Source organism: Lapillicoccus jejuensis (genome assembly GCF_006715055.1).
Lineage (GTDB): Bacteria > Actinomycetota > Actinomycetes > Actinomycetales > Dermatophilaceae > Lapillicoccus > Lapillicoccus jejuensis.
Window position 1 is genome coordinate 3,542,373 of record NZ_VFMN01000001.1, and the last position, 12,707, is coordinate 3,555,079.

Annotated in this window: 10 protein-coding genes; 2 read left to right on the forward strand and 8 right to left on the reverse strand. The window is 74.5% G+C overall.

Annotation, left to right across the window (positions count from 1 at the left end):
• Window positions 1-129: 129 nt before the first annotated feature.
• The 4 genes from FB458_RS16460 to FB458_RS16475 are packed head-to-tail and all read right to left on the reverse strand — an operon-like array spanning window position 130 to window position 6,212.
• Window positions 130-1,464: a type III PLP-dependent enzyme domain-containing protein gene (locus FB458_RS16460; protein ID WP_141849458.1), complete on the reverse strand. Its 1,335-nt coding sequence runs from the start codon at window positions 1,462-1,464 to the stop codon at window positions 130-132.
• Window positions 1,465-1,471: 7 nt separating this feature from the next.
• Window positions 1,472-4,444 (reverse strand): cyanophycin synthetase, encoded by a 2,973-nt coding sequence (gene cphA, locus FB458_RS16465; protein ID WP_141849459.1) that lies wholly within the window; start codon window positions 4,442-4,444, stop codon window positions 1,472-1,474.
• Between the two features lie 57 nt (window positions 4,445-4,501).
• On the reverse strand, window positions 4,502-5,470 hold the full coding sequence (locus FB458_RS16470) for a cyanophycinase (RefSeq protein ID WP_141849460.1): 969 nt from the start codon (window positions 5,468-5,470) through the stop codon (window positions 4,502-4,504).
• A gap of 28 nt (window positions 5,471-5,498) precedes the next feature.
• The gene (locus tag FB458_RS16475; RefSeq protein ID WP_141849461.1) at window positions 5,499-6,212 is read right to left on the reverse strand and encodes an IclR family transcriptional regulator; all 714 of its coding nucleotides are present in this window, start codon (window positions 6,210-6,212) and stop codon (window positions 5,499-5,501) included.
• 59 nt (window positions 6,213-6,271) lie between these two features.
• Here FB458_RS16475 and FB458_RS16480 point away from each other — a divergent pair, with 59 nt between their 5' ends.
• Window positions 6,272-7,522 (forward strand): CaiB/BaiF CoA transferase family protein, encoded by a 1,251-nt coding sequence (locus FB458_RS16480; protein WP_141849462.1) that lies wholly within the window; start codon window positions 6,272-6,274, stop codon window positions 7,520-7,522.
• On the opposite strand, the gene serB is transcribed toward FB458_RS16480, so the two are convergent.
• A complete protein-coding gene (gene serB, locus FB458_RS16485) occupies window positions 7,509-8,771 on the reverse strand; it encodes a phosphoserine phosphatase SerB (protein ID WP_141849463.1) in 1,263 nt (420 codons plus the stop codon). The two genes, FB458_RS16480 and serB, sit on opposite strands and share 14 nt — an antisense overlap.
• Before the next feature lie 132 nt (window positions 8,772-8,903).
• Between serB and FB458_RS16490 the strand changes: the two genes are divergently transcribed.
• On the forward strand, window positions 8,904-9,719 hold the full coding sequence (locus tag FB458_RS16490; RefSeq protein ID WP_170185710.1) for a sensor domain-containing protein: 816 nt from the start codon (window positions 8,904-8,906) through the stop codon (window positions 9,717-9,719).
• Between the two features lie 10 nt (window positions 9,720-9,729).
• Here FB458_RS16490 and FB458_RS16495 read toward each other — a convergent pair whose 3' ends face one another.
• The 3 genes from FB458_RS16495 to glgC form a co-directional block, all read right to left on the reverse strand.
• Window positions 9,730-10,581 (reverse strand): LLM class F420-dependent oxidoreductase, encoded by an 852-nt coding sequence (locus FB458_RS16495; protein ID WP_141849465.1) that lies wholly within the window; start codon window positions 10,579-10,581, stop codon window positions 9,730-9,732.
• Window positions 10,582-10,618: 37 nt separating this feature from the next.
• Window positions 10,619-11,326, reverse strand: coding sequence for a class I SAM-dependent methyltransferase (locus tag FB458_RS16500; protein WP_141849466.1), 708 nt, complete (start codon window positions 11,324-11,326; stop codon window positions 10,619-10,621).
• Window positions 11,327-11,416: 90 nt separating this feature from the next.
• A complete protein-coding gene (glgC, locus tag FB458_RS16505) occupies window positions 11,417-12,670 on the reverse strand; it encodes a glucose-1-phosphate adenylyltransferase (protein ID WP_141849467.1) in 1,254 nt (417 codons plus the stop codon).
• Window positions 12,671-12,707: the final 37 nt, after the last annotated feature.

Sequence of the window (12,707 nt, forward strand, 5' to 3'; positions counted from 1 at the left end):
GGTCGTGACCCGAGCCGAGTGGGCCGGATCCGATTCGGATCGCTCGGCTCGGACTCACCCGAATCGGATTCGAGGCGCCTGGCTCGGGTCGTGACCCGAGCCGAGTGGGCCGAATCCGATTCGGGTCGCTCAGAACAGCGTGCGGACGAGGTCGACGACGACGGGGTCGGCGGCGTCGGCGTCGTCGACGACCGGGATGAGCGACCAGCGGTCGAAGGCCGTGCACGGGTGGGACAGGCCGAGCCGGACGACGTCGCCGACGCGCACCGGGGCGGGGGTCCCGGCGTCCCAGCGCAGGAACGCGTGCTGGTCGGCCAGGGCGGTCACCGCCACCCCTTCCAGCCGTACGACGCCCTGATCGCCCACCGGCTCGTCGGGTCGCGCGCGACGCCGTTGCACCGTCGGCAGGCCGAGGTCGAACGGCACGTCGCGCTTGCCCGCGTCGGCGAGGGCGAGGCCCGGCTCGGGCTGGGACAGCACCCGCGCCCACGCGTGCATCGCCGCCCGCAGCCGGGGACCCTCTCCGCGCGCGTCCCCGCCGAACGGCGACAGCCCCTCGTAGTGGCCGTCGTCGTGGACGAGCGACGCGCCGCTGCGCAGGACCACGTCCGCACCGGACGGGGCGAGCGGGGCGAGGACCTCGGCGACGACGTCGGGGTAGGCGCTGCCGCCGCAGGTGACGAGCGGCCGGCGGCCGCCGGCCCGCAGGGCGTCGTACGCCTGCTCGGCGTCGAGGCGCTCGTGCAGGGCCCGCAGGTCCTCGACGTAAGCGCGCACCGCGGCGAGGTCGTCGGCGCCCGCCCCCGACGCGACGACGCCCTCGTACCCGCCGACGCCGCCGAGGCGCAGCACCGGGCTCGCGACCAGCGCCCGCGCGACGGCGACCGCCGTCTCGAGGTCCCGCGCCCCGGTGCGCGCACCGGCCCGCCCGAGCTCGACGAGCACCGTCGGGCCACGGGCCCCTGCGAGGGCGTCCTCCATCAGCGCGACCGCCTCGAGAGAGTCGACCCAGACGACGACCTCGACGTCCGGGTGCGCCGCGAGGTCGTCGGCCAGCCAGCGCAGCGTGCCGGGGGAGAGCAGCTCGTTGGCGACGAGGACGCGCCGTACCCCGAACCGGCGCGCCACGGCCAGCTGGGCGCCCGTGGCGACGGTGATCCCCCAGGCGCCCGCGTCGAGCTGCTCGGCCCACAGCCGCGGCGCCATCGTCGTCTTGCCGTGCGGCGCCAGCCCCAGCCCGCGCTCGGCGCACCAGGCGGCGACCGCGTCCCGGTTCGCGGTCAGCGCACCCCGGTCGAGGGTGAGCACCGGCGTCGACAGCTCGGCGAGCCGCGGTCGTCGCTCGCGCACCTGCGCGACCGTCAGCCCCCACAGCGACGGCGGTATCGCCTTGGACCGCTCGTCGACGACCTCGTCGTCGAGGGCGGCGACCGCCGCGACGTCGTACGGCGCCGCGTCGCTCACCCCCGCCTCACACGACCCCGGGCGCGCGGTCGGGCTCCGCGGCCCTGCGGGCCTTCTTGTCGTCGCTGGGCAGCGGCTCGTCGACGACCTGGACCGCGTCCGCCCCGTCCGCGCTGGGAGCCTCGGCCCCGTCCTCCGCGGACGCGGAGCTGCCGATGGCCTCCTCCTCGGCCTCGGTGCCCTCGGCGGTCGCGGTCTGCGACAGCTCGGTCGGGTCGAGGTCGGGGTCGCCGACGAGGTCGCCGGCGTGCGAGCCGGCCTGCGCCCACGACGTCCGGGTCTCCAGCTCGCCGAGGACCGTCGCGTGCTGGTCGACGCAGAGCATGACGAGGTCGCCGGCGTTGGCGCGGGCCATGACGTGCGCGACGGCGGTCAGCTCGTCGAGGACGACCTCGACCTGGCGGCACCGGGCCCCGGAAGCCATCGCCGACCGGACGCCCTCGGCGATGAGCGTCGCGCTCTCGCCCGCGGGGCGGCCGCGCAGCCGCTCGTCCTCGCGGACGACGACGACGTCGAAGTGCTGCGCCGCGACCTCGCCGAGCTCGCGCAGGTCGTCGTCGCGGCGGTCGCCGGCGGCACCGATCATCCCGATCCGCGACATCCGCTGCTCGGTGCGGCCCTGCTGCTGCTCGGCGTAGGCGTCGACGAAGCCGCCGAGCGCGCGCATGCCGGCGGCGTTGTGGCAGTAGTCGATGAAGACCTCGACCCCGCCGACCTGGACCTGGTTCATCCGCCCCGGCGACAGGTAGTAGTTCGTCGTGAAGGTCCGCAGGCCCTGCCGGATGTCGTGCAGCGGCGCGCCGGCCGCGAACGCGGCACCGGTGGCCGCGAGGGCGTTGGCGACGTTGAAGCGCGCCGTCCCGCCGAAGGTGCTGGGCAGCAGGTGCGTCCACGCCAGCTGCATCGAGCGCCGGCCGTGGCGGATGACGATCATCTCGCCACGATCGGTCGGCTCGAGGACGACGGCGCGGCCGCCGCGCCGGCACGCCTTCTCGATGAACTCGCGCGGCTCGCTGCCCGGAGCCTCGAGCGAGAACCAGACGACGTCGCCGCGGCAGCGTCGGCGCATCTCGCGCACGAGCGGGTCGTCGGCGTTGAGGACGGCGAAGCCGTGGCGCGGGACGGCCTCGACGATGACCGCCTTGACCTCGGCGAGCTGCTCGAGGGTGTCGACGCCGCGCAGGCCGAGGTGGTCGGCGGCGACGTTGGTCACGACGGCGACGTCGTTGCGGTCGTAGCCGAGCCCCTCGCGGATGATGCCGCCGCGGGCGACCTCCATGACCGCGAAGTCGACCCGCGGGTTCTGCAGGACCATCCGCGCCGACTTCGGTCCGGACGCGTCGGCCTTGATGACGAGCCGCTCGTCGATGACGACGCCGTCGGTCGAGGTCATCCCGACCTTGCGGCCGAGGCCCTTGAAGATGTGCGCGATCATCCGCGACGTCGTCGTCTTGCCGTTGGTGCCGGTGACGGCGACGATCGGCACGCGCGACGGCGCGCCCGGCGGGAAGAGCAGGTCGACGACCGGCTTGGCGACGAACTGCGGCACGCCGACCGTCGGGTGCGTGTGCATCCGGAAACCCGGCGCCGCGTTGACCTCGCAGATCGCGCCGCCGGTCTCGCGCACCGGCGAGGCGATGTCGGGCGCGATGAAGTCGATCCCGGCGACGTCGAGCCCGACGACCCGCGCGGCCTCCTCGGCGATCTCGACGTTGTCCGGGTGGGCGTCGAAGGTGCGGTCGATGGAGATGCCGCCGGTCGACATGTTGCCGGTGAGCGCCAGCTTGACCATCTCGCCGGCGGCGGGCACCGAGGTGAGCGAGTGGCCCTGGTCGGCGAGCACCTCCTCGGCGGCGGCGTCGACCTTGATCTTCGTCAGCACCTTCTCGTGACCGACCCCGCGGCGGGGGTCGGCGTTGGTCTGCTCGACCAGCTCGGCGACCGTGTGCTCCCCGTCGCCGACGACGTGCGCCGGGACGCGCTCGGCGATGGCGACCATGTGCCCGCCGACGATGAGGCAGCGGTAGTCGCGGCCGGTGACGAACGACTCGACGATGAGGGTGCCGCGCCGGGACTCGGCCTTGGCGACGTCGTACGCCCGCTCGACGTCCTCGACCGACTGCAGGTCGAGGCAGACCCCGCGCCCGTGGTTGCCGTCGAGCGGCTTGACGACGACGGGGAAGCCGATCTTGCGTGCCGCCTCGACCGCCCCGGCCATCGTGCGCACGGTCTCCTGGCGCGGGACCGGCAGGCCGGCGCTGGCCAGCAGCGTGCCGGTGAGGTCCTTGTCGCTGGCGATGTCGACGGCCAGCGAGGAGGTCTGGGACGTCATCGTCGCCCGGATGCGCTGCTGGTGCACGCCCTGCCCCAGCTGCACGAGCGAGGCGCTGTTGAGCCGGATCCACGGGATGTCGCGGCTGGCCGCCTCCTCGATGATCGCCGCCGTCGACGGCCCGAAGGCGGTGCGCTGCGCCAGGCGCAGGAAGTCGTCGAGCGCCTCGCCGAAGACGAAGTCGTCCTGCGGCTGCACGAGGTGGTTCACCAGCCGTACGGCGAGCCGTCCGGCCGCCAGCCCCACGGTCTCGTCGGTGTAGCCGTAGATGACGTTGTAGTGCCCCGGCCGACCGCGGACCGCGCGGGTCTTGCCGCGCCGCTGGTCGTGGCCGGCCTCGCTCTGCAGCTGCAGGGCGATGTGCTCGGCGACGTGGCCGAGCCACGTCCCCTCCTCGAGCCGCTCGACGAACCCGCCGGCGTGCCCGCGCGAGCACCCGTGCCGGCGCAGACCGGGCAGCGCCTCGAGCAGCCCGTCGGTGAACCCGGGCAGCGTGTCGCTGGGGTAGCCCTCGAGGACGCCGAGGTCGACCACGAGGTGGATCGCCCGGTCGTAGGACCACAGGTTCGGCCCGCGGTAGACGCGCGACTCGACGACGCGCAGGTCCGGGGCGGCGGGGCCGGTCGGGGTGGGGCGCTGGGCGGCCACGGGGACCTCCTGTCGGGCCGAAGGGGGGTGTCGCGGTGGGCGGGGGCCCACCGCGGGTCAGGAACTCTCGTGCTGCTGCTCGGGCTGCTGCTCGTCGTGCGGGGAGTGCTCGGTGGTGCTCGGTGCCGGCGGGGTGGGCTCGGCCTGACGCTCGCGCGCGGACGCCCCGCGCACGTCGACGTCGGGGTGCCGCTCGACGAAGTCGGTCAGCCGGGCGTCGCGCAGGTCGAACGTAGCGCCCGCGGGCAGGCTGTGCACGACCGCCCCGGAGACCAGCAGGGGGGCTCGGCGACGCGCGTCCGGCGCGTCGGTGACGGCCTGGCGGGCGTCGACGACGAAGACGCCGCCGGCGCCGTGGACGCGCAGCTCCTGCTCGTCGCGGATCTCGGCGGCGGTGTTCTCGTCGATGCCCACGCCGAGCAGCTGCGGCGAGTTCGCGACGATCGACAGCAGCCGCCCGTAGCGGCCGCGCTGGTCGAAGTGCTGGTCGAGCACGACGTCGTCGAGCAGCCCGAGCCCGGCCGTCAGCTGGCTCATCCGCTGGCGGGGCGTGATGCCCTCGTCGCCCATGGAGATCATGAACCGGCTCATGATCGAGGCCCCGGCCGAGGTACCGCCGACGACGACCCCCCGCTGGTACGCCGCGTGCACGGCGTCACCGACGGGGGTGCCGGGGTAGTACTGGCTCAGCTTGAGCTGGCTGCCGCCGGAGAAGAAGATCCCCGTCGCCGAGGCCATCCGCTCGACCAGCGCGGGGTCCGCGGCCTCCTGGCGCGACTCGACGTGGACGACCGACACCTCGACGCTCGCGTGCAGGCGGGTGAAGACCCGCGTGTAGGTCTCGACGACCTCGTCGACGAACGACGAGGCCGTCGGGACGACGACCACACGGGCCTTCCTTCCGCCGGCCAGCGACAGGAAGCGCTTGAGGACGACGGAGCTGCCGACCTTGTCCTCCGCCCCGCCGATGACGTAGAGGGTGCGCCGCTTGCGCGACTTCGCCTTGCCGGACGTCGACCTCGCCATCCGGCAACCCTAGGGGGCGCCCCGTCGGTCACGTCGACCACGTCCGCGCGACGTGCTCCAGCGTGTCGACCACTGAGGCCGGCAGCCGCCGCCGCCGAACCGTGCGGGCCGCCACCGCGAGGGCGCCGGTGACCTCCGCGCCGCGGCGCAGCGGGACGGCGACGGCGACCGCGCCGGGCAGCAGCGGTCCGCTGTCCCCGTGCTCGTGGCCGTCGCGCCGGATCCGCTCCAGGGCCCCGGTGAGCCGGGCGGAGGCGGCCGGGTCGCCGCCCGCCCCGAGGGCGACCCGCCGTCGCTCGTCGGCCGGCCGCCAGGCGAGCAGGACCCGGCCGGCCGCCGTCGCCGCCAGGGAGGTGCGCACCCGCGCCGACAGGGCGACGTCGAAGGCCTCGTCGGTGCCGGCCCAGTCGACGTACACAGCGGTGTCACCGACCCGGGCGGCCAGGAGCACGGGCAGCCCGGTGGCGGCCGAGAGGTGCTGCAGGGCCTCGTGCGGGATGGCGGGCACCGGCGCGCTGCCCGCCCGCGTGGCCAGCACCCAGGGCGCGGGGCCGAGGACGTACCGCCGGTCGCGCTCGTCGAGGTAGCCCGTGGCGACGAGGCCGTCGACGAGCTTCTGGACCGAGGAGACCGGGGCGTCGAGCCGGCCGGCCAGCTCCGTGAGCGAGAGGCCGGAGCCGTCCCCGGCCACCGCGTCGAGGAGAGCCGCGACGCGGTCGACCGTCCGGTGGTGCTTCCGCATATGGGTAAACGTAGCCCCATATGCGGAAGGGTCTACGGCTCCCGGTCGTTGCCCGGGACATGACGTCGTCCCCCGCCCCCGCAGTCCCGTCCACCGACGACCTCCCTGACGGTCCGCTCGCCGGGCTGCGCGTGCTCGACCTCGCCTCGGTCGTCATGGGCCCCTACGCCTGCCAGATCCTCGGCGACCTCGGCGCCGACGTCGTCAAGGTCGAGCCGCCGACCGGGGACATGACCCGGCGCACCAGCCCGCAGGTCCGCCCCGGGATGAGTGCGCTGGCCATGCACGTCAACCGCAACAAGCGCTCGCTCGCGCTCGACCTCAAGACGGAGCAGGGCCGGGGCGTGTTCGACGACCTGCTCGCCACCGCCGACGTCCTCGTCACCAACATGCGCCCGGCCGCGCTGGCGCGGCTCGGTCTCGACCCGGACACCGTCGCCGAGCGCTTCCCGCGGCTGGTGCTCTGCCGGGCCCAGGGCTTCCGCAGCGACTCGCCGCTGGCCGACCGCGCGGCGTACGACGAGATCGTCCAGGCCTCCTCGGGGATGGTCGACCTCGTGCGGCGGGCGACCGGCACGCCGTCGTACGTGCCGTCGATCCTCGCCGACAAGGTGTGCGCGTTGACGATCGCCTACTCGGTCCTCGCCGCCGTCGTGCACCAGCGGGCCACCGGTCGCGGCCAGGTGGTCGAGGTCCCGATGACCGACACCCTGCTCGCCTTCAACCTCGTCGAGCACCTCGCAGGGGAGACGGCGGTGCCCGCGGTCGGTCCGACCGGCTTCCCGCGCTCGATGGCGCCGCGGCACGAGGCGGTCCGCACCGCCGACGGCTGGGTGTGCCTGCTGCCCTACACGCCCCGGGACATCGCCTCGCTCTTCCGCGCCGTCGGCCGCGACGACCTCGCCGCCGACCCGCGCTTCGCCGACCCCTCCGCGCTGGCCCGCCACCTCGGCGACCTCTACGCCCTGCTCGCGGAGCTCGCGCCGAGCCGCACCACCGAGCAGTGGGCGGCGCTGTGCGCCGATCACTCGGTCCCCTTCGCGCCGGTGCTCGAGGTGGACGACGCCGCGCACGACCCGTACGTCGTCGAGGGCGGCCTGCTCGCCGAGCGCCCCGACGGGGCGGGTGGGACGTACCGCTCGATCGGCCAGCCGATCCGCTTCTCGCGCACCCCGGCGGGCGAGCGGCGTCCCGCGCCCGCCCTCGGCGCCGACGACGACGACCTGCTGCGCGAGCTGGGGTACGACGCCGCGAGGGTCACCGCCCTGCGCGACGCGGGCGTCCTCGGCGGGCCGGTCAGCCCCCGCTGACCGGCGCGACCGGGGCCGGCGTCGGGGTGCCGTCGAGGTCGTCGGCCTCCTCGATCTCGTCGCGGGTGATCCCGAGCAGGTAGAGCACCGTGTCGAGGTAGGGCACGGTCACGGACGTGTCGGCCTGCTCGCGCACGACCGGCTTGGCGTTGAAGGCGATCCCGAGGCCGGCGGTGGCGAGCATGTCGAGGTCGTTGGCCCCGTCACCGACGGCGACGGTGCGCGCGAGTGGCAGCCCGGCCTGCGCGGCGAACCGCTCCAGCGCGCGGGCCTTCCCGGCCCGGTCGACGACGTCGCCGGTGACCCGTCCGGTGAGCCGGCCGTCCACGACCTCGAGCCGGTTGGCCTCGGCGTGGTCGATCCCCAGCTCCTCGGCGATCGGCCCGACGACCTCGATGAACCCGCCGGAGACGACGGCGACGGTGAAGCCGAGCCGTTTGAGGGTCCGCACGAGGGTGCGTGCCCCCGGGGTGAGGACGACGGAGCGCCGTACGGCGTCCAGCACGCCCACCTCGAGCCCCTCCAGGGCCGCGACCCGCTCGCGCAGCGACGCGGCGAAGTCGAGCTCCCCGCGCATCGCGCGCTCGGTGACCGCCGCGACCTCGGCCTCGCGGCCGGCGTGGGCGGCGAGCAGCTCGATGACCTCCTGCTGGATGAGGGTCGAGTCGACGTCCATGACGACGAGGCGGCGTCCACGGCGGGCGAGGCCGGCGGGGGAGACGGCGACGTCGACGCGCAGGGCGGCGGCCTCGAGGGCCAGCTCGCGGCGCAGGCGCGGCACCTCGGCGCCGGAGATGTCGAACTCGACCGTCGTCACGGGGTAGCGCGAGAGGCGCCGGATCCGGTCGATGTTGGCGCCGTGACCGGCGATCGTCGCGGTGAGCGCGGAGACGGCCCCGGCGGTGAGCGGGTTGCCGAGCACGGTGACGGCGGCGCGGCCGCGGCGACGACGGGTGAAGTCGCCGGTCCCGCGACGGACCCGCACCTTCATCCCCAGGCCCTCGCCGACGCCGCGGACGACCCGCTCGACCTCGTCGGTCCGCCCGCCCGCGGCGAGCAGCATGCCGAGCGTGAGGTGCTCGCGGACGACGACCTGCTCGAGGTCGCGCACGTCCGCGCCGACGGCGGCGATGGCGTCGAAGAGCGCACTGGTCACGCCGGGCCGGTCGTCGCCGGAGACGGTGACGAGCAGCGTCGGCTCGTCGTCGTGGGCGTCGGGGGCCGGGGGCGGCGTACGGGCCTCGGTCACCCGGCCACCCTAGAGCGGGGGTCGGGACGGCGACCGGGCGAGGCCACCTGGCGAGAAACGGACTAACCAGACACTGGGGGAGGGCTGAACGAACGATCCGTCGGGCCTGGGAGCACCCCTACGGTTCCCGGCGTGATCTCGACGCACCGTCCTGCCCTCCGGTCCGCCCTGCCGCTGCTCGCCCTCGGCGCGCTCGCGCTGCCCGCCCTCGGTGCGTGCGGCCCCGCCGCCTCCGCCTCCTCGGCGAAGGCCACGAGCCCCGCGACCTCGCCCGCGACCCCCTCCGCGACCCCTTCCGCGACGCCCACGACGACCGCGCCGAGCACCACCGCCGCGCCCGTCGCCGCGGCCCCGCGCACCGCCACCGAGCTGACGTCCGCCCTGCTCGGGCTCTCCGACCTGCCGACCGGCTACTCGGTGGAGAAGGACACCGGCCGCGACAGCGGGCAGCCGACCTTCAGCGCGTCCGCCGCGGCCTGCCGCGACCTGGTGAGCCTGCTCAACACGCCGGCGCCGCCCGGCTCGGTCGCGGACGCGACGGTCGGCTTCTCCGGTGGCCAGGACGGTCCGTTCGTCAGCGAGCAGCTCTCCGCGTTCCCCGGTGCGAGCGGGGCGACCGCGGTGCTGCGCAGCCTCGACGCCGCGGCCGGGGCCTGCGACAAGGCGACGATCTCGATGCCGGGGTCCGGCAGCGCCGCCGTCACCATCGCCCAGGTCAGCCCGCCCCAGGCGGGCGAGCACGCCACCGCGTTCCGCGTGACCGCGGCCGCCGGCAGCGCGCTCGAGGGGTTCGAGGTCACCTTCGTCGCGACCCAGGTCGGCGACGTCACCGCCGCGCTGACCTTCCTCGGCGCCCTGCCCGACGAGGTCGACGGCGCCACCCAGGCCGCCGTCGACAAGGTCACCGAGAAGCTCGGCGCCGCGTCGGGCTCGGCCTCGACGACCTGAACGGGTCGGCTCAGCCCGTGAGGCCGTCGCGCCAAGCCACGAGGTCGCGCACCTTGGCCAGGCTCTCGCGCCAGTCCGCGGCGCCGTACTCCTCGCCGGAGATGCCGACCGTGAACAGGCGCACGCCGGCGTCGTACAGGGTCTGCGCGCTGGCGGCGTAGTCCTCGACCTGCTCGGGCATCCGGCCCGGGGTCGGCGCCACGCCGGCGGACCACGTGATGGCGCCGGGGTCGCGGCCGACCTTCGCGCACCAGTCGTCGAGGACGGCACCCTTGCGGGCGAGGGTCTCGGCGTCGCCGAAGGTGTGCCAGATGTCCGCGTGCTCGGCGACGATGCGCAGCGTCTTCTTCTCGCCGCCGCCGCCGATGAGGATCGGGATGTCGCGGGTCGGGCGCGGGTTCATCGCCGCCCAGCGGTCCTTCATGACCGGCAGGTCGCGGGCGAGGTCGTCCAGGCGGCTGCCGGCGGTGCCGAACGGGTAGCCGTACTCGTCGTAGTCGCGCTGCGCCCAGCCCGACCCGATGCCGAGGACGAGCCGGCCCTGGCCGCCGTCACGGGCGCTGATGTGGTCGACCGTGCGGGCCATGTCGGCGAGCAGCTGCGGGTTGCGGTAGCTGTTGCAGGTGACGAGGGCGCCGATCTCGACCCTCTCGGTGGCCTCGGCCCAGGCGGCGAGCATCGTCCAGCACTCGAAGTGCAGCCCGTCGGGGTCACCGCTCAGCGGGAAGAAGTGGTCCCAGTTGAGGATCTGGTCGACGCCGGCCTCCTCGAGCCCGGCGCAGACGCGGCGGATGGCGTCGTACGGCGCGTGCTGCGGCTGGACCTGGACGGCGATGCGGGCGGGGGCGGAGAGGTTCGGCACCTCGCCATCCTGGCACCCGGCACCGACGTCGGCGCGGTCAGTCGCGCCAGGCGAGCACGTAGAGCCAGTCCCACTGGTAGCCCTGGTCGCGGCCCATGTCGACCTCGACGTCGACGCGGGCGAACCCGGCCTCCTCGAGCAGGGCGACGAGCGGCGCCTCGCGCCAGTACTGGTAGAAGCGCGGCAGACCGAGCTTGTGCTCGCTCCACTCCTGGCCGTCGCCGACCTTGACCGTGAAGGCGAGGACGCCGCCGGGCGCCAGCGCGGCGTGGATCTTGGTGACCACGAGCGCCAGCTGGGCCGGGGTCAGGTGCAGCAGGACGGCGTTGGCGAGCACGGCGGCGTACGGGCCGTGGGTGCCGGCGCCGAGGTCGTCGGTGAGGACGTCGAGCCGGTGCGCCTCGCGGCCCTGCCGGCGCAGCATGTCGACGAAGGCCCGCGTGGCGTCCGTACGGCGCACGCGGCGCCCGTGCCGCTCGAGGTACGCCGCGTCGCGGCCCTGCGCGCTGCCGACCTCGAGGACGAGCCCGGGCGGGGCGACCCGGGCGAGCCTCCGCAGGAAGGTGCGGTGGGCGATGCTGCCCGCGTTCTCGGTCTGCGCGGCGTAGACCTCGGCGCGGGCCTCGTAGGCGGCCAGGGTGAGGGCGTTCGTCCCGGCCGCGTCGTGCGGTGGGTACGGCGCGCTCGACCCTCCCGCGGGGGCCGCGGACGCGGCGCCGGGGGGGAAGGCGGGCTGCGTGCTCACCCCACCAGCGTGGCACGCCGGGCGGCGCCCGCCGCGCCCTCGACGGCGACGACCGCCGTGGCGCTCGACACACCCGCCGACCGCACAGGACTAGAGCGGGACGTGCTGCCCCTTGCCGACGACGACGATCCCGTTGTCGCTGACGTAGAACCCGCGTGCGCGGTCGTGGTCGTGGTCGATCCCGATCTTGCAGTGCTCGGGGACGACGACGTTCTTGTCGATGATGGCGCGGCGGATCGTGGAGTACCGGCCGACGTCGACGCCGTCGAGCAGGACGCTGTCGACGACCGTCGCGAAGGAGTGGATGCGCACCCGGGGCGCGATGACCGAGCCGTTGACCTGCGCGCCGGAGACGACGACACCGGGGGAGACCATCGAGTTGAGCGCCTCCCCGACCCGGTCGCCGTGACCGTGGACGAACTTCGCCGGCGGCAGCGAGCCGGTCGACGTGTAGATCGGCCACTCCTCGTTGTAGAGGTTGAAGATCGGCTGGATGTTGATGAGGTCCATGGTGGCGTCGAAGTACGAGTCCATCGTCCCGACGTCGCGCCAGTAGCCGCGCTCGCGGTCGGTCACCCCCGGGACCTCGTTGTCGCCGAAGTCGTAGACGTAGGCGCCGCCCTGGTCGACGAAGGACGGGACGATGTCGCCGCCCATGTCGTGCTTGCTGCCCTCGAGGTCGTGGTCGCGGGTGACGGCGTCGACGAGCACGTCGGCGTCGAAGACGTAGTTGCCCATCGAGGCGAGCACCTGGTCGGGCGCGTCGGGCAGACCCTTGGCGTCGGTCGGCTTCTCGCGGAAGGCCCCGATCTTGCGGCGGTCCTCGTCGTCGACCTCGATGACCCCGAACTGGTCGGCCAGCGAGATCGGCTGCCGGATCGCCGCGACGGTGACGCCCGCGCCGGTGGCGATGTGCTGGTCGACCATCTGCGAGAAGTCCATGCGGTACACGTGGTCGGCGCCCACGACGACGATGTAGTCGGGCTTGTCGTCGGCGACGAGGTTGAGGCTCTGGAAGATCGCGTCCGCGCTGCCGAGGTACCACGACTTGCCCACGCGCTGCTGGGCCGGCACCGACGCGACGTAGTTGCCGAGCAGGGTCGACATGCGCCACGTCGAGGAGATGTGGCGGTCGAGGCTGTGCGACTTGTACTGGGTCAGCACGACGACCTTGAGGTACCCGCTGTTGACGACGTTCGACAGCGCGAAGTCGATGAGCCGGTAGATCCCGCCGAAGGGCACCGCCGGTTTCGCCCGGTCGGCCGTGAGGGGCATCAGCCGCTTCCCCTCGCCCCCGGCCAGGACGATCGCCAGCACCTTCGCGTTCTGCGTCCGTCGCGCCATGGCCTCACCCTAGGGGCGCGGGTGAGCGCGGGTCTAT